Raw genomic sequence first — 22,274 nt, 5'->3', positions numbered from 1 at the left:
CGCCGATGTTCACGTGATGGATCAGGTTTTCCGGCCTGATCCTTCCCCCATTTCGCCGCCGCCACAGGCCGCTCCAGCCAGGGACGCCCGCCCATGTCCATCCTCTCTCTCGATGCCCGCTGGCGGCGTTTCAACGATCCCGATTACCGCAGCCCCCTCGACGGCCGCGCCTTCTCGGGCGTCTACGATCTCGGCTTCGACGCCCCCGATGCCTGGCCCCATGCCCCCCTGTCAGAGGCCGCCCCCGAGCTGATCGAGGTGGGCGATGACCGCCTCTCGGCCGAGCTCTGCCGCATCGGCGAGGACCGTTTCCTGCATGCCATCCTCGCCCTGCCCATCCGCGGCAGCGAGGAGGTGCTCTTCCTGGCGCCCTGGGTGCAGGTCGCCCCCGTCGACCTGCACGCCTATATCGACAGCCTCTCCGGCGCGGCCGCCTTCCCCGAGGCCCCCGGCATGCTCGCCAACCTGCTGCCCGGCTTCGAGGACGAGGGGCTGACCACGCCCCTCGCGCTCCATGCCGGCGGCGCCGGCGAACGCCCGCAGATCGAGCCGCTCGACGGCCCCCTGGCCCGGGCCCGCGCCGAGGGGATCTCCTTCGATACGCTCCTCGACATCTATGCCGCCGCCGGCGACGACATCCGCCCCCATCTCGGCGGCTGAGCGCGTCCCGCGAGCTGCCGCCGATCCCGCTTGCGGTGGCGCCCGGCAGCGGTCACAATCGCCCGATGGACACTCCCCCGCATCCTGGTGCCGCCAGCCCCCATGATCTCTACCTCGCGGACTGCCCGCCGCAGGCGCGCGCGGCCCTTCAGGCCCTGCGCCTGCGCCTGCGCGACCGGCTGCCCGGCGCCGAGGAGGTGATCTCCTACCGGATGCCCGCCTTCCGCACCGCCGGCGGCGCCCTCGTGGCCGGCTATGCCCGCTGGACGGCGCATCTCGCGATCTATCCCTTCTCCGGCGCGATCCTGCCGCAGATGGGGGATCTGCTCGACGGCTGGCCCCACACCCGCAGCGCCCTGCATTTCCAGCCCCGGCGCCCGCTGCCCGACAGCCTGCTGAACCGCCTGGTAGAGCTCCGCCTGGCCGAGATCCGCGCCGCCGAGCTGCGCCATGGCCGGCCCGCCTGAGGGGCGGTCACGGGGCGGCGCGAAACCCTCCGTGCGGGTTGCGCACCCCCTTGACCACTCGCCCCTTTCCCCGCAAGACAGGCCCATGAGTACCGACGCTTCGCCCTCCCGTCCCATCGCCCTGATCACCGGCGCCTCCCGTGGCCTCGGCGCCGCTCTTGCGGTCGAGCTTTCCGCCAGCCATCACGTGGTGGCCGTCGCCCGCACCGTCGGCGCGCTCGAGGAGATCGACGACATGATCCAGGCCCGCGGCGGTTCGGCCACCCTGGCCCCGATGGATGTCACCGTGCCCGAGGCCATGGCCCAGCTCTGCCGTTCGATCCACGATCGCTGGGGCGGTGTCGCGCTCTGGGCGCACACGGCGATCCACGCCGCGCCGCTGACCCCGGCAAGCCACGTCACCGCCAAGGATTTCAACGCCTCGGTGGCCACCAACATCACCGCCATGGGCCATCTCGTGCCCTATGTCGCGCCGCTGCTGGGCCGCGACGGCCTGGCGCTCTTCTTCGATGATCCCGCGGCGCCGGCGGCAAAGTTCATGGCCAGCTACGGCGCCACCAAGGCCGCCCAGATTGCCATGGCGCGGTCCTGGGCCGCCGAAACCGTGCGCACCGGCCCGCATGTGCAGGTGCTCACCCCGCGCCCCATGCCCACGGCCCTGCGCGCGCGCTTCTACCCCGGAGAGGACCGCACCGCCCTCACCCCCTGCGCCGAGGAGGCCACCCGCCTGCTGGCCCTGGCCCGCGCGGCACAGCCCGCCTCCTGACCAGCCACCTGACCGGCCCCCCGTAGCAATTGAAAAGGGCGCAGCACCTCAGCCGTGCCGCGCCCTTTCGCACCCGGGGAGGGTCTCAAACCCCGGTATTTCCGTCGGATCCGCCTGCCGGGGGCCCTTCAGGCTCCCGTATCAGGCTCCCATATCAGGCTCCCGTATCAGGCAGCTGTATCAGGCAGCCGTCTCGGAGGATTGCGCATAGCCGCCGTTATAGTCTTCGCTCTTCCGGCGGATCTGGGAATGCTCCACGATCCGGTCGCGCGCGATGCCACGGAAGTCCTCGATCGAGGCATAGCCCTTGCGTTCCAGGTAAACGCTCAGCTCGCTTGTCAGCTCCTGGATCATCTTGACGCCAACGCCGCCGCTGCCCTTTTCCTCCATCGCGGCGGTGCAGACCTGCAGGTTGCCGGCGCCATGGGCGATGAAGTTGAAGGCCTCGCGGAAGCCCTTGATGCCGCCGATGCCCGAGATCGCCTGATCCGGATAGGCCTTCGACAGCGAGTTCACCTTCTGCAGCGCCTGGTTCAGGATCGCGAGGCCGCCCTGGCCGCCCGAGGTCACCAGCCCATCGACCTCCACCTCGAACTTCAGGGTTTCCGGATCCATCAGCGGCAGCGACGGGAAGGTGTTGCAGAGCGAGATCGCCGAGGCGCCCGCATCATAGGCCACGCCCGCCGCCTCGACAAAGGAAGAGGTCGAGGGCGTCAGCTTGACCCAGACCGGCACGTCCACCACGTCCTTCACCGCCTTCAGCACCGAGCGGATGACCTCTTCGTCGTTGGCCACATGGGCGCCCATGTCCTTGCGGTCCATGTGCGGGCAGGACAGGTTCAGTTCCAGCGCATCGCAGCCCACGCCGATCACGGCGGTGGCCAGCTTCTGCCAGTTCTTCATCTCTTCCTCGCTGCCGGCACCGGCCATGATCGAGGCGATGACGATGCGGTCGGGATAGGTCTCCTTGATCTCCTTGAGATCGGGCAGCCATTGCTCCAGCGGCTGATCCGAGATCAGCTCCCAGTTCCAGGACGAATGCGACACCGTGTCGGGCCGCTTGTTGCGAGAGACATAGGGCGCCTCCTCGCTGGTCCGCTGATAGATGGTCTTCGGCCCGGCGACGTTTTCCACCGGGTGCAGGCCGATCGTCTTGGTGACGACCCCGCCCCAGCCGGCCTCGAAAGCCTTCAGGATCTTGCGTTTGCTCTCCGTCGGCGGCGCAGAGGCCAGAACGAACGGATTCACGAAGTCGAGACCGGTAAAGTGTGTAGTAAGATCAATCGGCATGGCGCATCCCTCCTGCTGTGTCATGTACAGGACCAAATTTTTTTACCAACAAGTCAATAATTTTCGCGAACCCCGCCCCGCGGACCTGCCTGGCAGGGCCGATTATGGCCGCTGATGATTAAGACATGAGCAACAGATGTGCGTTCGCGGCGCCTCGGCCGGCAGGCCACCTCCCGGCACCGCAGGACCGGCCGCGCGCCGCACTGCCCCCTGATCAGCCCCTGATCGGCCCCTGATCGGCCCCGTACCGGCCCGCCGCCGCCTCCCGGCACCGGCACCGCGCCCCATCTCCCCGGCCCCGGCCCGCGCCACCTTGCCCCTGCCGCCCCCCTCGCCTATGCACGGGGGGTGGAGCAGCGGAACAGGGGGCGAACCATGCGCATTCTCATTACCAACGACGACGGCATCAACGCGCGCGGCCTGCGCACGCTCGAGGCCATCGCCGCCGAGATCGCGGGCCCCGACGGCGAGGTCTGGACCGTCGCGCCCGCCTTCGAGCAGTCGGGCGTCGCCCATTGCATCTCCTATGCCCACCCCACGATGATCTCCGAGATGGGCCCGCGCCGTTTCGCGGCCGAGGGCAGCCCGGCCGACTGCGTGCTGGCGGGCGTGCACGACGTGCTCAAGGGCCAGCCGATCGACCTCGTGCTCTCCGGCGTCAACCGCGGCAACAACTCTGGCGAGAACGCCGTCTATTCCGGCACCCTCGGCGGGGCGATGGAGGGCGCGCTGCAGGGCCTGCCCGCCATGGCGCTGTCGCAGTTCTGGGGCCCCGGCAACGCCGATCTCGAGGATCCCTACGAGGCCGCGCTCACCTTCGGCCCCGACGTGGTGCGCGCCGTGCTGGCGCTGCACAATGCCGACGTCCCCGATTACCACACCTTCTACAACATCAACTTCCCCTCGATCCCCGCAGCCGAGGTCAAGGGCCGCCGCGTCGTGCCCCAGGGCTATCGCCACGGCGGGCCGGGCTTTACCGTCCAGCCCCATGTCTCTCCCTCCGGGCGGCGCTTCCTCTGGGCACAGGGCGGCGATCAGCGCCGCGCCTCCACCCCCGGTGGCGACGTGGCCGCGAACCTCGAGGGCTATGTCTCGGTGACGCCGATGCGGGCGGATCTCACCGCCCATGACCTTCTGGACACGCTCAAGAGCATCGAATAAGTCCCGCGCGCGATTGTTCCTTTCCCGCGCGCCCCGTTTCCCGCATCCTTGCGGGAAATCAGGGGGTCCGCCCCCGCCCCGCCGCCGGAACAGGACAGCGCTCAGATGAATCAGGACGAAGACTCCTCGATAGCAGAACGCAAGATGCAGTTTCTCTTCAGCCTCCGCTCCCGCGGGGTCACCGACAAGCGCGTGCTCGAAGCCATGGAAAAGGTCGATCGCGGCCAGTTCATCCGTGGCATCTTCTCCGAGCGTGCCTACGAGGACATGCCCCTGCCCATCGCCTGCGGCCAGACGATCTCGCAACCCTCCGTTGTGGGCCTGATGACCCAGGCGCTCGAGGTCAGCCCCCGCGACAAGGTGATGGAGGTCGGCACCGGCTCCGGCTACCAGGCCGCGATCCTGTCGCACCTGGCGCGGCGGGTCTATACCGTGGACCGCCACACCCGGCTGGTACGCGAGGCAAAGCAGATCTTCGACCGCGAAGGCCTGACCAACATCATCACCTTCGCCGCCGACGGCTCGCACGGGCTGCCCGATCATGCCCCCTTTGATCGCATCCTCGTGACCGCCGCGGCCGAAGACCCCCCGGGGCCGCTCTTGGCTCAGCTCAAGGTCGGCGGTATCATGGTGCTGCCCGTGGGCCAGTCGGATACGGTTCAGAGCCTGATCCGTGTCCGCAAGCTCGCCGAGGGCCTGGAATACGACGAATTGCGCCCCGTCCGCTTCGTGCCGCTTCTCGAGGGCATGGGCAAGGACGGCTGAACCGGCGACCGGTCGCAGAACCGGCGCCTTACCGCCCCCAAACCGCCACCGCGGCCCCGGGGGAGAGGAACGAGGATCGAACAGATGACCGCATCCCTGCGGGGCCTGCCCGCCCGCCAGATCGCCCGCCATACCCGCCGCCGGCCCACCTGCGACAACGCCCGTGGCCTGCCCCGGCGCGCGCCCCTCGTCCGCGTGATCGCCGCCACCAGCCTGCTGGCCATCGCCGCCGGCTGCACCAACGGGCTCGACCCGGACCTGCGCGGCGGCTTCGGCGGCTTCTCCACGGCCGAGGCGGCCCGCTCCGCCACCGCCGCCCGGCCGCAGCCCGACAGCCGCGGCGTCATCTCCTATCCCAGCTACCAGGTCGCCGTGGCGCAGCGCGGCGATACCGTCGCCATGATCGCCCAGCGGGTCGGCGTCTCGCCCGAGGCCCTGGCCTCCAAGAACGGCGTGCAGACCGGCGACATGATGAACGAAGGCGCAGTGCTGGTGATCCCGGGCCGGGTCTCCGAACCTGCCACCTCGAACAGCGATTTCGCCCAGATGGCCGGCAATGCCATCGACCGCGCGCCGGGCGGCGTCTCGGTCAGCACCCTGCCGCCCGCTTCCGGCAGCACCGCCGCCGCGGCGCCCAGCACGCCCGCCGCCCCCGCCGGCCAGGAGCCCATCCGCCACACCGTCAAACGCGGCGAAACCGCCTATACGATCGCCCGCCTCTACGACGTCTCGGTGCGCTCGCTGGCCGACTGGAACGGGCTCGACGGCAATTTCACCCTGCGCGAGGGCCAGACCCTGCTGATCCCCGTTGTGGTGGCCCAGGCCGCCACGCCGGAGGCCTCCGGCACCACCGCGCCGGGCGTCGGCTCGCCCACCCCGGTGCCGCCCTCGGCCTCCGAGCCGCTGCCCGCCGAACAGCCCGCCACCGTGGCCCAGTCCCGCGCCCAGGCGCAGGAGGCCTCGGCCACCATGGCGCCCAACCTCGGCGCCGAACAGCGCCCCTCCTCGGCCCAGATGGGCTATCCGGTGCAGGGCCGCATCGTGCGCGAATACCAGAAGGGAAAGAACGACGGCATCGACCTCGCCGCCAGCAGCGGCGCCCCGGTCAAGGCCGCCTCCTCCGGTACCGTCGCCGCGATCATCCAGGACACCGACAACGAGAGCGTCGTGGTGATCAAGCACGAGGGCAACCTGCTGACGCTCTATTCCAACATCGACGGCATCGTGGTGAAAAAGGGCGACAGCGTCGAACGCGGCCAGCAGATCGCCGTGATCCCGGGCACGGGTGAATCCTACCTGCACTTCGAGGTCCGCAAGGGCCTCGATACCGTGGATCCGATGACCTACCTGCAGTGACAGCCAAAAGTCTTCGCAACAGCCTGGGGCGGCTCCGACGGGCCGCCCCTTTTCGTTGGATCGCGCAGGCGTCACTGCTGCAGGGGGCTCTGCCCCGCCTGCCTGCGGCAGCCTCCCCCGGAGTATTCGAAGAAAGATGAAGAAGAGAAAGGTCACGCCCGGCAGATCAGGCCGCGCGGGCAGTCAAGACGCGCATCGCGGCTCTTTCACCTGGCCGGAAATATCCCCGCCGGAGGCAGGCCCCGAAGGGGCCTTCAGCCGAGCGAAACGCCGTGCCGCCCGGCCAGGTCAGTAAAGAACTGCCAGGCCACGCGCCCCGAGCGCCCGCCCCGCGTTGCCTGCCATTCGATGGCCTCGGCGCGCAGGATCTCCGGATCGACGCTCACGCCATGGGCGGCGCAATAGCCGTCGATCATTTCCAGGTATTCGTCCTGGGTACAGGGATGGAAGCCCAGCCAGAGGCCGAAGCGATCGGAGAGAGAGACCTTCTCCTCCACCGCCTCGCCCGGATTGATCGCCGAGCTGCGCTCGTTCTCGATCATGTCACGCGGCATCAGGTGGCGGCGGTTCGAGGTGGCATAGAAGAGCACGTTTTCCGGCCGTCCGGCGATGCCGCCGTCGAGAACCGCCTTCAGCGACTTGTAGTGCTGGTCATCGTGGCTGAAGCTCAGGTCGTCGCAGAAGAGCAGGAAGCGATGATCGCTGTGCCCCAGCAGCTGCAGCAGCCGCGCCACGCTGGGCAGGTCCTCGCGCTGCAGCTCGACGATCTTCAGCGGCAGCCCCTGGCGCACCACCTCGGCATGGACCGATTTCACCAGGCTGGACTTGCCCATGCCCCGCGCGCCCCAGAGCAGCGCGTTGTTGGCGCCGTGACCGCGGGCGAATTGCAGCGTGTTTGCCAGAAGCGTGTCGCGCGACCGGTCGACGCCCACCAGCAGCCCCATCTCGACCCGCGAGATCCGGGTCACCGGCTCGAGGTATTCCGGCCGGGTGTGCCAGACAAAGGCCTCGGCGCCGTCGAAATCGGGGGCCTCGAGCGGCGCCGGCGCCATGCGCTCCAGCGCCGCCGCGATGCGGTCCAGCGGATCGGTCATTTCTTCCCGTCGGGCCCGGGGCCCTCATCGGCTTCGGCTTCGGCTTCGGCCTCCGCCGCGTCCGCGGCGGCCTCCGGATCGCCCATGTGGCCAGGCCCGTCGATGTCCTCGTCCCAGAGGCCCTCGGCGCGCAGACGTGCCTCGCGTTTCTTCTCGACCCGGCGCACCAGGAATATGGAGATCTCGTAGAGGCCATAGACCACCACGAAGAGGATCACCTGGGTGATGACATCCGGCGGCGTGACCACGGCGGCCAGCACCAGGATGGCGACAACGGCATATTTCCGCATCGCGCCCAGGCCCTCGGCACTCACCAGCCCCGCCTTGCCCATCAGGGTCAGCAGCACCGGCAGCTGGAAGCAGAGGCCGAAGGCGACGATGAACTTGATCGTCAGCTTCAGGTATTCCTGCGCCGAGCCCTGGAAGGCGATCGAGGCGATGCCGCCCGTCTGCACCCCGTCATCGGTCATCAGCGTGCCCGGCTGCTGGAAGCCCAGGAAAAAGTTGAAGGCCATCGGCGTGACGACGTAATAGGCAAAGGCCGCGCCCAGCAGGAACATGAAGGGCGAGGCGATCATGAAGGGCAGGAAGGCGCCGCGCTCGTTCTTGTAGAGCCCGGGGGCCACGAACCGCCACATCTGGTAGGAGATCACCGGGAAGCTGAGGATCAGCCCGCCCATGAGCGAGATCGAGACCGCAACGAAGAACCCTTCCTGCAGCTTGATCAGGATCAGCCCGCAATCCTCGCCCATGGCGCCGCGCGCCCGGCAGAGCGGTTCCGTCAGGAAGTTGAAGATCGGGTTCCAGACGGTGAAACAGATCGCCATGCCGACCACGAAGGCCAGGACCGAGTAGATCAGGCGCGTTCGCAGCTCGGCGAGATGTTCGATCAGCGGCGCGGAGGTATCCTCCAGCTCGTCCGTATCGCTCATGCTCAGCCTTTCTTGGTGGGGGCGGATTTCGCCCGGGTCGCGGTCTTGCCGCGGCCCACGGGGCGATTGACCGGCTTGGCGGCGCGGTGACCCGAGGCCCGGCTGGCCGACGTCTGGCGCGGCTGCTGGGGCATCGGTGCGGGCGCATCGACCGGCACGGCTTGTTCAGTGGTGCGGGCCCTGGCCTCGGCCTCCATCCGCTTCGTGGCGGCCTGGGCGGCGCTTTCCTGGATCTTCCTCGAGGCCTCTGCCCGTTCGGCCGAGAGCTGGCCGGTGGCGCTGTCGGCCTTCGCAGTCCCCGCCGCCGAACTCGTCGTCGTGGCGCTGGCAGACTTGTAGGGCTTCGAGATGTCGGCCGCTTCCCTGACCTTGTCGAGCCCGTATTTCTTCGGGTTCGACAGGCCTTTCAGCGGGTCGGACAGGTTCTTGAAACTATCCGTCGCGTCCTTGACGCCGGACTGGTCGGCCGCTTCTTCCATGGCGCGGGTAAACTCGCGCGCCATGCCCTTGGCCCGTCCCATGAACTGGCCGACATTGCGGAAAAGCCCCGGCAATTCCTTGGGCCCGACCACGATCAGGGCCACGATCCCGATCAGCAGGATCTCCGTCCACCCCATTCCGAACATGGGAGATCAGACCTTGTCTTTCGACTCTTCCGGAGTCACGTCGACTGCGTTCGAGGCTTTTTCGTCCTCGATTTCCTTGCCGCCTTCATCGACGCCCTTCTTGAAGGCGGTGATGCCCTTGCCGACTTCGCCCATCAGCGACGAGATCTTGCCGCGGCCAAACAGCACCAGCACGACGACGGCGATCAGAAGAAGGCCAGGCAGGCCAATATTGTTCAGCATATCAGGTCTCCCCTAGAACGGACGGACGTCTTCCGTCCGGTTGCAGTGCGTATCTAATGGCTCGGAGGCAGGGATGAAAGACCAAAGCGCCCCGCTCCCGATATTTTGCACTTTCATATGTTTCCCTGTTGGAAATATCCCCCCCGGAGGGCCCGGCCGCCACTGGTGGCGCATTCGGCGCGATGCGCCGACCCTTCGGGGAGGATATTTGGCAACAGGGAAACAAGGGCAGATTGCGCCGGCGGCTCAGGACACCGGGAAAACAAAGCAACGGTCGCGCCGGATGGTCAGCCAGAGCGGCTTTCCGGGCCGCGGCAGGAAGACATTCGGCACCGTCGCCTTGAGGATCGAGCCGTCGTGATCCATGCGGAATTCCACCAGGCTCTCGTTGCCCATAAAACGGGCACGTTGCACCACGCCGCGCGCCGGGGTGCCGTGTTCGGGGGTCGGCAGCGGCCCCGAGCCGCTGCGATCGAAGTCGATGCGCAGGTGCTGGGGGCGGATCACGATCTCCACCTCCGCGCCGTCGGGCTGCCCCGGGGCCAGGAACTGGCCGAAGGGCGTGTCGGTCAGCGCCCCCTGCACCCGTCCGCGGATCACGTTGATGTCGCTGAAGAAGGCCACCGCCTCGCGGTCGCGCGGGGCGTTGTAGATATTGTAGGGCGCGCCCTGCTGCACGATGCGGCCGGCGCGCATCAGCGCGATCTCGTCGGCCATGCGCATGGCCTCGTCGGGCTCATGCGTCACCAGCAGCACCGCTGCGCCCTCCTCCTTCAGCACGTCGAGCGTCTGGTCGCGGATCTCGTCGCGCAGCCGGTTGTCGAGGCCCGAGAAGGGTTCGTCCATCAGCATCACCCGCGGCCGCGGGGCCAGGGCGCGTGCCAGCGCCACGCGCTGCTGTTCGCCCCCCGAGAGGTGATGCGGGTAATCGTCGATATAGCGCAGCAGGTCGACGCGCGAGAGCAGTTCCTCGACCCGTGCGCGCTGTGCCGCCTTCGGCCCGCTCAGGCCAAAGGCCACGTTCTGCGCCACCGTCAGGTGCGGGAACAGCGCGAAATCCTGAAACATCAACCCGATATGGCGGCGCTCCGGCGGCACCCGAAACACCGTGTCGCAGATCAGCTTGCCGTCAACGTGGATCTCGCCCGCGTCCTGCATCTCGACGCCCGCGATCATCCTGAGCGTCGTCGACTTGCCACAGCCCGAGGGACCCAGCAGGCAGGTCACCTGCCCCGGCATCACCGTGAGAGAGACATCGCGCACCACCTCCACGCCGCCAAACGCGCGGGTCAGGTTGCGGATCTCCAGGCGCGGCACCGGCGCCTCCGCCCCGCGATCGGCCGTACCGTCACCTGTGGCGGCAGTGGCGGCAGTTGCGGCGGCAGGCGTGCGCTCGCGCGGCCCTCCTGCGGGGGGCGTCCCGTGGCCGGGGGTCTGGGGCATGGCGTTTCCGACAGAAAGACTTGCGTTCCGCCGGATGTAACAGCCCCCGCCCACCCGCGCAATGCGGGCAGGCGGGCTGTGGCGTCACATCGTCGAGTTGAAGGCGCCACCGTCGAGCAGGACGTTCTGGCCGATCATGAAGGCCACGTATTGCGAGCAGAGAAAGGCGCAGGTCTGGCCGAAATGCTCGGGGCTGCCATAGGCATGGGCCGGAATCCCCGCCATCCGCGCCTCGCGCGCCTCTTCCATGGTGATGCCCTTCGCCTTGACCACCCCGCCGTCCAGCGACAGCGCGCGGTCGGTGTCATGGATGCCCGGCAGCAGGTTGTTGATCACCACGCCCTTCGGCGCCACCTGCCGCGCGGTGCCGGCCACGTATCCGGTCAGCCCGGCGCGGGCCGAGTTCGACAGGCCCAGCTGCCCGATCGGCGCCTTGACCGACTGCGAGGTGATGTTCACCACCCGGCCCCAGCCCTGCTCCATCATCCCCGGCAGCTGCGCCTTCATCAGCGCGATCGGCGTCAGCATGTTGGCATCCAGCGCCTTGATGAAATCCTCGCGGTCCCAGTCGGTCCACATGCCCGGGGGCGGCCCGCCGGCATTGGTCACCAGGATGTCCACCTGCCCCGCGGCCTCCAGAACCTCTGCCCGGCCCGCCTCACTGACGATATCGGCGGCCACCGCCGTCACCTCCACGCCATGGGCCGCGCGGATCTCGGCCGCCGTGGCCTCCAGCGCCTCGGCGCCCCGCGCGTTCAGCACCAGGTCCACACCCGCCTCGGCCAGCGCCATGGCACAGCCCTTGCCCAGCCCCTTCGACGAGGCCGTCACCAGCGCCCTCTTGCCGCGAATTCCCAAATCCATCTGTCTCTCCTCTGCCATCCTGCCGGCCGCGCCCGGGGCCTGCCTCGGCACCGGCCCCGCAACCGCGGCGCGGCTGCAACTTTTGCACGCCACCGTCGTAACTGGTTTGTAACCGGCATCAAATAGCGGTTAGAAAAAGATATCTTTCCGGGCTGTCCCGCCCCGCCACGAAGGAATTGGCGCCCCGCCATGGCCAGCGACCCGATCCAGAGCTCCACCGCCGTGCCCGTGCTGCCCTCGGCAGCCTTCCGCGTCGTGCATGGCGTGAACGAGGGCGATTCCCTCTCCCATGCGGCCGAGCTCGAGCCGGGCGACTGCTATGCCCTGGAGGACGGCGCCCGCCCCTGCCCGCTCACCGTCGACATCTACGGCGAGCGCGATGCCCGCGTCGGCCCCGACAGCCGCGCCGGCACGCCGGGCGCGCGGCTTTTCCTCGACAGCTGCCTCACCTTCATGTCGCCCGACGGCGCCACCACCGAGGCCCTCGTGCTGGTCGAGGTTGCCCCCGAGGACAGCCCCGATGCCGGCGCCCTGCTCGACATCTACCTGCTGCCCCTCGTCGCCATGACCCCGCGCACCGATTACGAGCTGGTGGGCATCGACACCGAGAGCGCCTATCGCAAGCTGGCCGAGGTCACCTGCGTCTCCTTCTCGCGCGGCACGATGATCACGCTCGCCGACGGCGCACAGCGCGCCATCGAGGACCTGCAGCTGGGCGACATGGTGCTGACCCGCGATGCCGGCGCCCAGCCGATCCGCTGGATCGGCGAGACGACGATCCGCGCCCATGGCGAGATGGCTCCCATCGTGATCACCGCCGGCGCCCTGTCGAACACCAACGACCTGATCGTCAGCCCCGATCACCGGCTCTTCATCTACCAGCGGCAGGATACCCTGGGGCTCGGCCGCAAGGAGGTGCTGGTGCGCGCCCGCCACCTGGTGAACGGCACCACCGTGCACTGGCTCGAGGGCGGTTTCGTCGATTACTTCCAGCTGCTCTTCGACAGCCATCAGATCATCTATGCCGAGGGGATCGCCGCCGAGACGCTGCTCGTCGATGCCCGCACCCGCGCCGCCCTGCCCATCGAGATCAGCGCCCGCTTCGCGTCCGGCGCCAACCCCTCGCCCTTCCTGCCGCAGGAATTCGAGCTGCGTCCGCGCGACCTGCAGCGCCGCGATGCGCTCGAGCTGCTGCGCTCCGCCTCCCGCAACAGGCCGCGCCGCCCGCAGGGCTGACACCGCAGCTGCAGGTTTGTCCACCTGCCTCCCGGCCCGCTCGGCCCAAAGGCGGTTTCGCGACCGGCCCGGGCACGCCCCCCACCTCCCGGCACCCCCTTTAACGCGCCGTTCACGGCGTGCGCCCTCTTTACCACCTGGTGCGAGTCGTTAACGCAGGACCCCGGGTCAAGTCGCACCGTCGCGATACCGACGTGATACCGACGCGATACCGACGTCGAGAGCGTTGCGTTCAGACATTCCTTACCCCAGCGTACGCTTGCCCTTTTTTCGGGTGGTGGTATACGCCGCCACATGCTGGATTCCGCTTCAAACCGCCCCGAATTGCCGCCCGAAATCGCGCGGCGCCGCACCTTTGCGATCATTTCGCACCCGGATGCGGGCAAGACCACCCTGACCGAGAAGTTCCTTCTCTACGGTGGCGCCATCCAGATGGCTGGTCAGGTGCGGGCAAAGGGCGAGGCGCGGCGCACGCGCTCGGACTTCATGCAGATGGAAAAGGACCGCGGCATCTCCGTCTCGGCCTCTGCAATGTCTTTCGATTTCAAGACCTTCCGCTTCAATCTCGTCGATACACCCGGCCACTCGGACTTCTCCGAGGACACCTATCGCACCCTGACGGCGGTGGATGCGGCGATCATGGTGATCGACGGAGCAAAGGGCGTGGAAAGCCAGACGCAGAAGCTCTTCGAGGTCTGCCGCCTGCGCGATCTGCCGATCCTGACCTTCTGTAACAAGATGGACCGGGAAAGCCGCGATACCTTTGACATCATTGATGAAATTCAGGAAAATCTGGCCATCGACGTGACGCCGGCCTCCTGGCCCATCGGTGTGGGCCGGGATTTCCTCGGCTGCTACGACATGATCAACGACCGGCTCGAGCTGATGGACCGCGCCGACCGGAACAAGGTGGCGGAATCCATTTCGATCAAGGGGTTGGACGATCCCAAGCTTGACGAGCACGTGCCCGCCGAGCTGCTGGAAAAGCTCCGCGAAGAGGTCGAGATGGCCCGCGAGCTGCTGCCCGCCTTCGACCAGCAGGCCCTGCTGGATGGCACGATGACGCCGATCTGGTTCGGCTCTGCGATCAACTCCTTCGGGGTCAAGGAACTGATGGACGGCATCGCCACCTACGGCCCCGAGCCGCAGCCCCAGAGCGCCAGCCCGCGTCAGGTTTCGCCCGAGGAAACAAAGGTTTGCGGCTTCGTCTTCAAGGTGCAGGCCAACATGGACCCCAAGCACCGCGACCGCGTGGCCTTTGTCCGGCTGGCCTCCGGCCACTTCAAGCGCGGCATGAAACTGACCCATGTGCGCACCAAGAAGCCGATGGCAATCTCCAACCCGGTGCTCTTCCTCGCCTCCGACCGCGAACTCGCCGAAGAGGCCTGGGCCGGCGACATCATCGGCATTCCGAACCACGGCCAGCTGCGCATCGGCGATACGTTAACCGAAGGGGAAGCCATTCGTGCTACTGGTATCCCCTCCTTCGCGCCGGAACTGCTGCAAAGCATCCGCGCCACCGACCCGATGAAGGGCAAGCACCTGGAAAAGGCGCTGATGCAATTCGCCGAGGAAGGCGCCGCAAAGGTCTTCAAGCCCGCCATCGGCTCCGGCTTCATCGTCGGCGTCGTCGGCGCGCTTCAGTTCGAGGTGCTGGCAAGCCGGATCGAGCTCGAATACGGCATCCCGGTGCGCTTCGAGCCGTCGCAGTTCACCTCTGCCAGATGGGCCACGGGGGACCGCCAAGCCCTCGATAAGTTTGTGAATACCAACAAACAGCACATCTCCTATGACCATGACGGCGACATCGTCTACCTGACGCGCCTGCAATGGGACATCGACCGGATCGTGCGCGACTTCCCCGAGATCACGCTCTCGGCCACGAAAGAGATGATGGTCTGAGGGGCAGACAGAGAGCGCGCTTGCGCGGGTCCCCCCGCGCGGGCATTCTCGCCCCATGAGCAGCTCTTCGACATACGGCGGGTTCGAACGCGTCATCGCGCAGATGGAAACCCGCCGCGATCCCTTCCGTTTCGGCCCCGGAGAGCACCTCCCGCCCGAAACACTGGCCCTGGCACCGCTGCTGGTTCAGACCATCGGCGAGGTGCCCGAACCCTATGCCTCCTCCGGCTCGACCTTCGCCTACAAGGTGCGGGAACTGCACGAGGAATTCGCCGGGCAGCCGCGGCTTCTCTACCTGCACGGCCTGCTCATCGCCAACCTCAGGCGCCGCGATCAGCCGCCGCAATGCGCGCCGCTCTTCCAGCGGATCTGGGCCGAACATGCCGAGGATCTTCTGGCCGGGCTGAACCCGCGCTGGCTGGTCTCCGCCATCACCACCTTCGGCGATCACGGCACCACCGAGGTGCAGCGCCGCGTCGGCCATGCGCTGTCGGTGCTCTTCTCCACCATGAAGCTCTACGAGACCGAGCGGCTCTTCTCCGGCGCCCCGCCCGATCAACCCTTTGCCGGCAAACGGCAAAAGCAGGAGCTGCCGCTCGAGATGGATCCCTATGCCATCACCACCGGCGGGCTCGACGTGAACATGCTCGGCCGGATCTGGCTCGAGGCCGAGGAAGACCCTGTGATCCGCCCCCTGGCGCATCACCTGCTGACCCGCCTGGACGAGGATCCGCGCTCGGTCTTCCGCCGTTTCCGGATGATGCGCACCGCCCGGCAGGCCCGCCACCCGGTCCCCGACAAGCTCTTTGCGATCAAGCGGATAAAGGACAAGGCTCAGGTCGCCTCGACCCGTGGCATTGCCCGTTCGGCCGCGCCGGACTGGGGCGTCGTCGCCACCGTCCGCGCGCCGCTGGCCCAGATCGCCCGCTTTGCCGCCTATCACCTCACCGAGGGCGCCGCCCGGGTCTCGCTCTATCTCGACGATCCTTCGCCCGAGGCCGCGGCCTTCTTTGCCACAGAGCCGCGTGTGCAAGTCGTGCAATGTGATGCCGCCTACTGGGGCCGCCATTCCACCGGCCGCCCCGAGGCGCATCAGAACCGGCAGATCCGCAACGCCACCCATGCCTATCGCCGCAGCGATCTCGACTGGCTTGTGCATCTCGATGTCGACGAATTCCTGATGCCCCCCGCCCCGATCACCCAGATCCTCGCCCAGGTGCCCGATGCCATCGCCGTGCTTCAGTTCCGCCCGGCCGAGATGCTGGCCGGCGACGGCAGCCATTTCAAGCTGGCGCCGCGCTTTGCCGGCCACGATCGCACCCTGCTGGAGGAGATCTATCCCACCTTCGGGCGCCATCTCCGTGGCGGCTACGTCAGCCACATGGAGGGCAAGCCAATGGCCCGCACCGGCCTGGCCGACGTGCGCCTCGGGCTGCACAACCTGGTGAAAAAGGGCGCGCCGGTGGCCAACCGTGCCGATCTGCTGGACGGCTGGCTCGGCCATGCCCATGTGCCCGACTGGTCCGGCTTCCGCGACAAGCTGAATTTTCGCCTGGAGCAGGGCAGTTACCGCAAGCGCCGCGAGGATTTCGACCTGCACGACATCCTCACCTTCCTGCGCGACGAAGAGGGCGAGGCCGGCCTGCACCGCTTCTTCGGCGAGGTCTGCGCCGACACGCCCGAACTGCGCGCCCGGCTCGAACGCTACGGCATGCTGGTCACCCGCGATCTCGATCTCGATGCCCGCTGCCTGCAGGTCTTCGGCGCCCTGCCCGCGGATCGCGCCGCATGACAGCCCGCTGGGGCATCGTGGCCACCCTGCGTGCCCCGGCGCAGCAGGTGCTCGACTTCGCCGCATGGCACCTCGAGCTCGGTGCGCATCGCCTGTTCCTGCACCTCGACGATCCCGAAGACCCGGTCTTTCCGCTGCTCAAGGCCCATCCCCGGATCCGCCCCACCCGCTGCGATGCCGCCTATTGGCGCCGCCTGGGCGTAAACCGCCCCGCGCGCCACCAGCCGCGCCAGACGGCCAACGCCAGCCGTGCGTACCGCCTTGGAGAGGTCGACTGGCTCGCCCATGTCGACGTCGACGAATTCCTGCTCTGCGAGGGGCCCGTCGCGGCCGCGCTCGACGCCCTGCCCGCCGGGTGCCACGCCCTGCGCCTGCGCCCCGCCGAGGCGCTCGCCCCCGCAGGCGGGCCGCTGGTCAACCTGCGCGCCTTTCCCGCCGACAGCGCCGCCCGCACCCGGGTAACCGCCCGCCTCTATCCCGAGTTCGGCGCCTGGCTGAACGGCGGCATGCTCTCCCATGCAGCGGGCAAGCTCTTCGTCCGCCGCGGCCTGCCAGAGGCCGAGTTCCGCATCCACAACGTCTTTACCCCCCATGGCCGCAACCCCGGAGAGATCGAGAGCACCGCGATCACCCTCGCGCACCTCCACGCCCGCAGCTGGGAGGACTGGCTCGCACATTTCCGCTTCCGCCTCACCCGCGGGGCCTACCGGCAGGAGCTCAAGCCCGCCCGCGGCGCCCCAGACGCGCAGAACCTGCACGCGCTGCTCGCGACCCTCGAGGCGGCCGAGGGCGAGGCCGGCCTGCGCCGCTTCTTCGACGAGGTCTGCGCCGATACGCCCCCCCTGCGCGAGCGCCTGCATGCCGAGGGGCTGCTGCGGACCGCCCGGATGGATTTCGCGGCTCTCCGGGCCCGTCATTTCCCTCAGGCAGGGGCCCTTCCGGCGACGAATTCGCCCGCGATGCGTCCCCCCGGGCCATGATCCCCGGGCAGAGTCCTCTTTAAATCGCCTCAAATGCCCGCCGAGATTGACCTTTTCCCCTTTCTGGTGTAGGTCGCCTCCACCATGGGACGCGGCCGATCTGCCGTCCCGGGGCCAAGAAGGCCCCAAATTTTTCAGACGCTACGGGCCGGAAGTGTCCGTAAACCACGGATGCACATGACCAAGTTTTCTGATCTCAACCTCGACCCGAAGGTTCTCAAGGCCATTGAAGAGGCCGGATATGAATCGCCCACGCCGATCCAGGCAGGTGCGATTCCCCCGGCGCTGGCCGGCAAGGACGTTCTGGGCATCGCGCAGACGGGCACGGGCAAGACCGCCAGCTTCACGCTGCCGATGATCACCCGTCTCGCCAAGGGCCGCGCCCGTGCGCGCATGCCGCGCAGCCTGGTGCTCTGCCCGACGCGCGAACTCGCCGCCCAGGTGGCCGAGAACTTCGACACCTACACCAAGCACATGAAGCTGACCAAGGCGCTGCTGATCGGCGGCGTCAGCTTCAAGGAGCAGGATGCGCTGATCGACCGTGGCGTCGACGTGCTGATCGCCACCCCCGGCCGCCTGCTCGACCATTTCGAGCGCGGCAAGCTGCTGCTGACCGGCGTGCAGATCATGGTGGTGGACGAGGCCGACCGGATGCTCGACATGGGCTTCATTCCCGACATCGAGAAGATCTTCTCGCTCACGCCCTTCACCCGTCAGACGCTGTTCTTCTCGGCCACCATGGCGCCGGAAATCGAACGCATCACCAACACCTTCCTCTCCGCTCCCGAGCGGATCGAGGTTGCGCGTCAAGCCACCACCGGCGAGAACATCGAACAGGGTGTCCTGATGTTCAAAGCCAGCCGCAAGGACCGCGAAGGCAGCGAGAAGCGCCGTATCCTGCGCGAGCTGATCGACAAGGAAGGCGACAGCCTGACCAACGCGATCGTCTTCTGCAACCGCAAGACCGACGTGGACATCACCGCGAAATCGCTGAAGAAATACGGCTATGATGCCGCGCCGATCCATGGCGACCTGGAACAGTCGACCCGCATGAAGACGCTCGACGGTTTCCGCGACGGCTCGCTCAAGATCCTCTGTGCCTCCGACGTGGCAGCCCGCGGTCTCGACGTGCCCTCCGTGTCCCACGTCTTCAACTTCGACGTGCCCAGCCATGCCGAGGACTACGTGCACCGCATCGGCCGCACCGGCCGCGCCGGGCGCAAGGGCAAGGCGATCATGATCTGTGTGCCCCGCGACGAAAAGAACCTGGCCGACATCGAGCGCCTGGTCGGCAACGAGATCCCTCGTCTTGACCTGCCCGAGCGCCTGGCCAAGGCCTCTGCGCCCAAGGCCGAGGCGAGCCCCGAGGCCGAGACCACCGCTGCAGCTGAGGCACCTGCCAAGCGCACCCGGACCCGTTCGCGCCGCAAGCCCGCCGCAGAGGCGGCAGCAGAGCCCGTGACCGGGACCGCAGCCGAGGCCCCCGAGGCCAAGCCTGCAGAGGCCCCGAAGGCCGCCGCCCAGCCCGAAAAGTCAGAGAAGGCCCCGGCGCGTCAGCAGCAGCCCGAGAAAAAGGCCGAAAAGCCGGCAGACAAGCCGCAACAGCAGGCCAAGCCCGCCGCCGAGAAACCCTCCGGCAGCAAGGCCCGCAATTCCCGCGGCGGCAAGCCCCGCGGCAACGACAACAAGGTTGTCGGCATGGGTGATCACCTGCCCAGCTTCATCGCGCTCTCCTTCGAGGAACGCCGCGCCGGTTGATCCGGCGCCGGCTGCCCCCCGATCCGGCGGGGCAGCCAGACCATCTTTCCTAGAATTGTCGACAGAGGGCCCCGTGCCCGTTCAGCAAGCCTTAAGGCGCGCTGCATTACCCCCGTATGCGTAACGGGAGTGACAGCATGGCTGAACTGATCCATCAGGAAACATTGCTCGGGCGCCGCAAGTTCCAGCGCTACGCCCTCGATCGCGACTGCGCGATCATATACCGGGACCTGTCACTGACGGCCCGTCTCACCGACATCTCGCTTGGCGGTGCGGGGCTTCATCTGCCCATGCACATCAACGCCTATCGCGGCCTGGAGAAGCTGGTGCGCTTCCGCCTGCCGGAGATTTGTTCCTTCCGCGCCGACGTGCGCTGGAAGGCCGATCATGACATCGGCCTCCAGTTCGAGCCCGCGGCGCAGAAATCCGCGTCTTTCCAGGCCTTTATTGCAGAGCTTGCCGCCGCTCAGGCAGACAGCCGCGACACGACCACCGTCACCTCGGGCTTCTTGCCGATCTCCGACTGAGAGGAGTTGCGCACGATCCGCCGCAGCGCCTCTTCCAGCTTGTCATCGTCGCGCAGCGTCTTGGCATCGGCCCGGCCCAGGAACTGGCTCAGGTCCTCTTCCAGCACGTCGATCAACGGCGCGTTGCTGGTGCCCTTCTCGGGCAGCCCCATGACGTCGCACCAGGGATCGCCCAGCGGCTCGTCTTCCTCGTCCAGCACCAGCGTCACCACCACATGGCCATTCAGCGCCATGCGGATCCGGTCGCGCACGATCCCGTCCAGCGCGCCGATCTGGACGGAACCGTCCAGGTAGGTGCGGCCGGTCTCGATGTACTCGACCACCTTGGGTGCATCGTTCGACGTCAGGTCCAGCATCATGCCGTTGACGCAGACCAGAGAGGCGCGGCCCTTGACCATGCTCATCTTGGCGTGCTCCCGCAGGTGCCGGTGCTCGCCGTGCATCGGGATTACCATCTGCGGGTTCACCACGTCCTGCATCTTCTCCAGGTCTGGGCGGTTGGCGTGCCCCGACACGTGGTACTTGCCCGAGCTGTCGTCCACCACGTCCACGCCCATCTCTGAGAAGGCGTTGATGATATGGATCACGCCCTTCTCGTTGCCGGGGATGGTCTTGGACGAGAACAGGAAGGTATCGCCTTCCTTCATCTCGATGCCGTGGAACTTGCCGCGTGCCAGCTGGGCCGAGGCCGCACGGCGCTCGCCCTGGCTGCCGGTCACGATCAGCATCAGGTTCTCGCGGGGGATGTCCTTGGCGTCCTCTGGGCTGACCACCTTCGGAAAGGAGTTCAGCACGCCGGTTTCCAGCGAGGCTTCGATCATCCGGCGCATGGCACGGCCCATCAGGCAGATCGACCGCCCCGCCCGTTCACCGGCCTCGGCCAGGGTCTTCACCCGCGCCACGTTGCTGGCAAAGGTCGTCGCCACGAACATGCCGCGCGCCTCGGCGATCAGCTTGGTCACCTCGGGGCCCACTTCCTCTTCGGAGCGGCCCGGGTTGGGCGAGAAGACATTGGTTGAATCGCAGATCATCGCCTTGACGCCGGGCTTCGACACCTCGGCCCAGAGCGCCTCGTCGAAGGCCTCACCCACCAGCGGGTTGTGATCGAGCTTGAAGTCGCCTGTGTGGATCACCCGACCGCCGGGCGTGTCGATGACAAGGCCGCTGCTTTCGGGGATCGAGTGCGAGATCGGCAGGAAGCCCACCTTGAAGGGGCCGGCCTTGACCGTCTCGGGCCAGGCGCTCGCCGTCGTCACCACCTCGTCGCTGAAGCCGTATTCCGAGAGCTTGCCACGGGCGATGTTGGCGGTGAAGGCACGGGCATGGATCACCGGCGCACCGAGACGCTCGTAGAGGTGCCCGACGGCGCCCACGTGGTCCTCGTGCGCATGGGTGATGAACACCGCTTCCAGCCGGTGCTTGTTCTTCACCAGCCAGCTGACATCGGCAAAGATCAGATCCACACCGGGCGTCGTGTCCATGTCCGGAAAGGCCACACCCAGGTCGACGAGGATCAGACGCTCCTCGCCCTCCGGGCCCCAGCCGTAGACATAGGCATTCATCCCGATTTCCCCGGCACCGCCAAGGGGTAGATAGATCAGCCGGTCATTGCTCATGAAGGTCCCAAACTCTCGTTGTAATCATAGATGATCCTGAGGCCATGGATGGTCAGGAACTCATCGAAATGGTCGAACAGCGTATCGCCTTGCTGGAACAGAGGCGCAAGCCCCCCGGTCGAGATTATCCGCATCGGACGCTCATATTCGGCCTGTATACGGTCACAGATCCCCCGTACCAACCCGACATAGCCCCAGAAGACCCCGCTTTGCATGCAGGCGACCGTGTTCGTGCCGATCACCTTCTGGGGTTTCGTGACGTCCACATGCGGCAGCGCGGCCGCGGCCTCGTGCAGCGCCTGCAACGACAGGTTCACCCCGGGCGCGATCACCCCGCCCACATAGCAGCCGTCCTGATCGACCACGTCGAAGGTGGTGGCGGTGCCGAAATCCACCACGATCAGGTCGCCGCCATAGCGGTCGAAGGCCCCGGCGGTATTCACCAGCCGGTCTGGCCCGACCTGCGTGCCCTCGTCCACCCGCGGCTCGTGCGGCAGGGCGCATTCGGGTTTGCCCACCACGTAGGGGCGGCAGTTGAAGTAGCGGTCGCTCAGGACCCGCAGGTTGAACACGACCCGCGGCACGGTCGAGCTGATGATCACCGCATCTATGTCGAGCGGGATCTTGTGGTGGGCCAGCAGCGTCGACAGCCAGACGTAGTACTGGTCCGCGGTCCGCTGGTGTTCCGTGGAACAGCGCAGCGTGCACAGGAACTCGGTCCCGTCCCAGATCGAGAAGACGGTATTCGTGTTCCCGCAATCAATCGCAAGAAGCATGGGTTCTCCTCCCCCGCGCCAAAGGTCCCGGGGCTATGCTC

Annotated in this window: 21 protein-coding genes; 12 read left to right on the top strand and 9 right to left on the bottom strand. The window is 67.5% G+C overall.

Annotated elements, in window-relative coordinates:
* Positions 1 to 93: 93 nt before the first annotated feature.
* The 3 genes from AC0WR5_RS07230 (at position 94) to AC0WR5_RS07220 (ending at position 1,893) form a co-directional block, all read left to right on the top strand.
* Positions 94 to 660 carry a DUF2199 domain-containing protein gene (locus AC0WR5_RS07230; protein WP_475867872.1) on the top strand — a complete coding sequence of 189 codons (567 nt, stop codon included), beginning with the start codon at positions 94 to 96 and terminating at the stop codon, positions 658 to 660.
* Positions 661 to 725: 65 nt separating this feature from the next.
* A complete protein-coding gene (locus AC0WR5_RS07225) occupies positions 726 to 1,127 on the top strand; it encodes an iron chaperone (protein ID WP_475867871.1) in 402 nt (133 codons plus the stop codon).
* A gap of 85 nt (positions 1,128 to 1,212) precedes the next feature.
* The gene (locus AC0WR5_RS07220) at positions 1,213 to 1,893 is read left to right on the top strand and encodes an SDR family NAD(P)-dependent oxidoreductase (RefSeq protein ID WP_475867870.1); all 681 of its coding nucleotides are present in this window, start codon (positions 1,213 to 1,215) and stop codon (positions 1,891 to 1,893) included.
* Positions 1,894 to 2,073: 180 nt separating this feature from the next.
* Here the strand turns inward: AC0WR5_RS07220 and AC0WR5_RS07215 are convergent, their stop codons facing one another.
* The gene (locus AC0WR5_RS07215; RefSeq protein WP_475867869.1) at positions 2,074 to 3,183 is read right to left on the bottom strand and encodes a tRNA-dihydrouridine synthase; all 1,110 of its coding nucleotides are present in this window, start codon (positions 3,181 to 3,183) and stop codon (positions 2,074 to 2,076) included.
* Positions 3,184 to 3,558: 375 nt separating this feature from the next.
* On the opposite strand from AC0WR5_RS07215, the gene surE reads away from it, so the two are divergent.
* From surE to AC0WR5_RS07200, 3 genes are all read left to right on the top strand, one after another.
* Positions 3,559 to 4,344: a 5'/3'-nucleotidase SurE gene (gene surE, locus AC0WR5_RS07210; protein WP_475867868.1), complete on the top strand. Its 786-nt coding sequence runs from the start codon at positions 3,559 to 3,561 to the stop codon at positions 4,342 to 4,344.
* A 105-nt stretch (positions 4,345 to 4,449) separates the two neighbouring features.
* Entirely contained in the window at positions 4,450 to 5,109 is a 660-nt protein-coding gene (locus AC0WR5_RS07205; protein WP_475867867.1) for a protein-L-isoaspartate(D-aspartate) O-methyltransferase, read from the top strand.
* 84 nt (positions 5,110 to 5,193) lie between these two features.
* Positions 5,194 to 6,465, top strand: a complete 1,272-nt coding sequence (locus AC0WR5_RS07200) for a LysM peptidoglycan-binding domain-containing protein (protein WP_475867866.1) — start codon at positions 5,194 to 5,196, stop codon at positions 6,463 to 6,465.
* Positions 6,466 to 6,719: 254 nt separating this feature from the next.
* Here AC0WR5_RS07200 and AC0WR5_RS07195 read toward each other — a convergent pair whose 3' ends face one another.
* The 6 genes from AC0WR5_RS07195 to AC0WR5_RS07170 all read right to left on the bottom strand — a co-directional run bounded on the left by AC0WR5_RS07195 (position 6,720) and on the right by AC0WR5_RS07170 (position 11,646).
* The gene (locus tag AC0WR5_RS07195) at positions 6,720 to 7,559 is read right to left on the bottom strand and encodes an ATP-binding protein (protein ID WP_475867865.1); all 840 of its coding nucleotides are present in this window, start codon (positions 7,557 to 7,559) and stop codon (positions 6,720 to 6,722) included.
* On the bottom strand, positions 7,556 to 8,491 hold the full coding sequence (gene tatC / locus AC0WR5_RS07190; RefSeq protein ID WP_475867864.1) for a twin-arginine translocase subunit TatC: 936 nt from the start codon (positions 8,489 to 8,491) through the stop codon (positions 7,556 to 7,558). The genes AC0WR5_RS07195 and tatC overlap by 4 nt, the downstream gene beginning before the upstream one ends.
* A gap of 2 nt (positions 8,492 to 8,493) precedes the next feature.
* Positions 8,494 to 9,117 (bottom strand): Sec-independent protein translocase protein TatB, encoded by a 624-nt coding sequence (tatB, locus tag AC0WR5_RS07185; protein ID WP_475867863.1) that lies wholly within the window; start codon positions 9,115 to 9,117, stop codon positions 8,494 to 8,496.
* A 6-nt stretch (positions 9,118 to 9,123) separates the two neighbouring features.
* On the bottom strand, positions 9,124 to 9,339 hold the full coding sequence (locus AC0WR5_RS07180; protein WP_475867862.1) for a twin-arginine translocase TatA/TatE family subunit: 216 nt from the start codon (positions 9,337 to 9,339) through the stop codon (positions 9,124 to 9,126).
* Between the two features lie 246 nt (positions 9,340 to 9,585).
* The gene (locus AC0WR5_RS07175; RefSeq protein ID WP_475868929.1) at positions 9,586 to 10,647 is read right to left on the bottom strand and encodes an ABC transporter ATP-binding protein; all 1,062 of its coding nucleotides are present in this window, start codon (positions 10,645 to 10,647) and stop codon (positions 9,586 to 9,588) included.
* A 219-nt stretch (positions 10,648 to 10,866) separates the two neighbouring features.
* On the bottom strand, positions 10,867 to 11,646 hold the full coding sequence (locus AC0WR5_RS07170; protein ID WP_475867861.1) for an SDR family oxidoreductase: 780 nt from the start codon (positions 11,644 to 11,646) through the stop codon (positions 10,867 to 10,869).
* Positions 11,647 to 11,835: 189 nt separating this feature from the next.
* Between AC0WR5_RS07170 and AC0WR5_RS07165 the strand changes: the two genes are divergently transcribed.
* The 6 genes from AC0WR5_RS07165 (at position 11,836) to AC0WR5_RS07140 (ending at position 19,841) form a co-directional block, all read left to right on the top strand.
* A complete protein-coding gene (locus AC0WR5_RS07165) occupies positions 11,836 to 12,882 on the top strand; it encodes a Hint domain-containing protein (protein ID WP_475867860.1) in 1,047 nt (348 codons plus the stop codon).
* Between the two features lie 294 nt (positions 12,883 to 13,176).
* Complete coding sequence (locus AC0WR5_RS07160) at positions 13,177 to 14,784, top strand: peptide chain release factor 3 (protein WP_475867859.1); 1,608 nt, start codon at positions 13,177 to 13,179, stop codon at positions 14,782 to 14,784.
* A 55-nt stretch (positions 14,785 to 14,839) separates the two neighbouring features.
* Positions 14,840 to 16,576, top strand: a complete 1,737-nt coding sequence (locus tag AC0WR5_RS07155; protein WP_475867858.1) for a glycosyltransferase family 2 protein — start codon at positions 14,840 to 14,842, stop codon at positions 16,574 to 16,576.
* Positions 16,573 to 17,556 (top strand): glycosyltransferase family 2 protein, encoded by a 984-nt coding sequence (locus AC0WR5_RS07150; RefSeq protein WP_475867857.1) that lies wholly within the window; start codon positions 16,573 to 16,575, stop codon positions 17,554 to 17,556. Before AC0WR5_RS07155 ends, AC0WR5_RS07150 begins: the two co-directional genes overlap by 4 nt.
* Before the next feature lie 177 nt (positions 17,557 to 17,733).
* Positions 17,734 to 19,314, top strand: a complete 1,581-nt coding sequence (locus AC0WR5_RS07145; protein WP_475867856.1) for a DEAD/DEAH box helicase — start codon at positions 17,734 to 17,736, stop codon at positions 19,312 to 19,314.
* 137 nt (positions 19,315 to 19,451) lie between these two features.
* Positions 19,452 to 19,841 (top strand): PilZ domain-containing protein, encoded by a 390-nt coding sequence (locus tag AC0WR5_RS07140; RefSeq protein ID WP_475867855.1) that lies wholly within the window; start codon positions 19,452 to 19,454, stop codon positions 19,839 to 19,841.
* Here AC0WR5_RS07140 and AC0WR5_RS07135 read toward each other — a convergent pair.
* Positions 19,781 to 21,457, bottom strand: coding sequence for a ribonuclease J (locus tag AC0WR5_RS07135; RefSeq protein WP_475867854.1), 1,677 nt, complete (start codon positions 21,455 to 21,457; stop codon positions 19,781 to 19,783). The genes AC0WR5_RS07140 and AC0WR5_RS07135 overlap by 61 nt on opposite strands.
* Positions 21,454 to 22,233 (bottom strand): type III pantothenate kinase, encoded by a 780-nt coding sequence (locus tag AC0WR5_RS07130; protein WP_475867853.1) that lies wholly within the window; start codon positions 22,231 to 22,233, stop codon positions 21,454 to 21,456. Before AC0WR5_RS07130 ends, AC0WR5_RS07135 begins: the two co-directional genes overlap by 4 nt.
* Between the last annotated feature and the right edge of the window lie 41 nt (positions 22,234 to 22,274).

Source organism: Pseudooceanicola sp. DL12 (assembly GCF_056270665.1).
This window is presented reverse-complemented; position numbering and strand designations above follow the sequence as displayed.

Coding starts and splice junctions, on each gene's coding strand:
- AC0WR5_RS07230 (WP_475867872.1), top strand. CDS start 94: ATGTCCATCCTCTCTCTCGATGCCCGCTGGCGGCGTTTCAACGATCCC.
- AC0WR5_RS07225 (WP_475867871.1), top strand. CDS start 726: ATGGACACTCCCCCGCATCCTGGTGCCGCCAGCCCCCATGATCTCTAC.
- AC0WR5_RS07220 (WP_475867870.1), top strand. CDS start 1,213: ATGAGTACCGACGCTTCGCCCTCCCGTCCCATCGCCCTGATCACCGGC.
- AC0WR5_RS07215 (WP_475867869.1), bottom strand. CDS start 3,183: ATGCCGATTGATCTTACTACACACTTTACCGGTCTCGACTTCGTGAAT.
- surE (WP_475867868.1), top strand. CDS start 3,559: ATGCGCATTCTCATTACCAACGACGACGGCATCAACGCGCGCGGCCTG.
- AC0WR5_RS07205 (WP_475867867.1), top strand. CDS start 4,450: ATGAATCAGGACGAAGACTCCTCGATAGCAGAACGCAAGATGCAGTTT.
- AC0WR5_RS07200 (WP_475867866.1), top strand. CDS start 5,194: ATGACCGCATCCCTGCGGGGCCTGCCCGCCCGCCAGATCGCCCGCCAT.
- AC0WR5_RS07195 (WP_475867865.1), bottom strand. CDS start 7,559: ATGACCGATCCGCTGGACCGCATCGCGGCGGCGCTGGAGCGCATGGCG.
- tatC (WP_475867864.1), bottom strand. CDS start 8,491: ATGAGCGATACGGACGAGCTGGAGGATACCTCCGCGCCGCTGATCGAA.
- tatB (WP_475867863.1), bottom strand. CDS start 9,117: ATGTTCGGAATGGGGTGGACGGAGATCCTGCTGATCGGGATCGTGGCC.
- AC0WR5_RS07180 (WP_475867862.1), bottom strand. CDS start 9,339: ATGCTGAACAATATTGGCCTGCCTGGCCTTCTTCTGATCGCCGTCGTC.
- AC0WR5_RS07170 (WP_475867861.1), bottom strand. CDS start 11,646: ATGGATTTGGGAATTCGCGGCAAGAGGGCGCTGGTGACGGCCTCGTCG.
- AC0WR5_RS07165 (WP_475867860.1), top strand. CDS start 11,836: ATGGCCAGCGACCCGATCCAGAGCTCCACCGCCGTGCCCGTGCTGCCC.
- AC0WR5_RS07160 (WP_475867859.1), top strand. CDS start 13,177: ATGCTGGATTCCGCTTCAAACCGCCCCGAATTGCCGCCCGAAATCGCG.
- AC0WR5_RS07155 (WP_475867858.1), top strand. CDS start 14,840: ATGAGCAGCTCTTCGACATACGGCGGGTTCGAACGCGTCATCGCGCAG.
- AC0WR5_RS07150 (WP_475867857.1), top strand. CDS start 16,573: ATGACAGCCCGCTGGGGCATCGTGGCCACCCTGCGTGCCCCGGCGCAG.
- AC0WR5_RS07145 (WP_475867856.1), top strand. CDS start 17,734: ATGACCAAGTTTTCTGATCTCAACCTCGACCCGAAGGTTCTCAAGGCC.
- AC0WR5_RS07140 (WP_475867855.1), top strand. CDS start 19,452: ATGGCTGAACTGATCCATCAGGAAACATTGCTCGGGCGCCGCAAGTTC.
- AC0WR5_RS07135 (WP_475867854.1), bottom strand. CDS start 21,457: ATGAGCAATGACCGGCTGATCTATCTACCCCTTGGCGGTGCCGGGGAA.
- AC0WR5_RS07130 (WP_475867853.1), bottom strand. CDS start 22,233: ATGCTTCTTGCGATTGATTGCGGGAACACGAATACCGTCTTCTCGATC.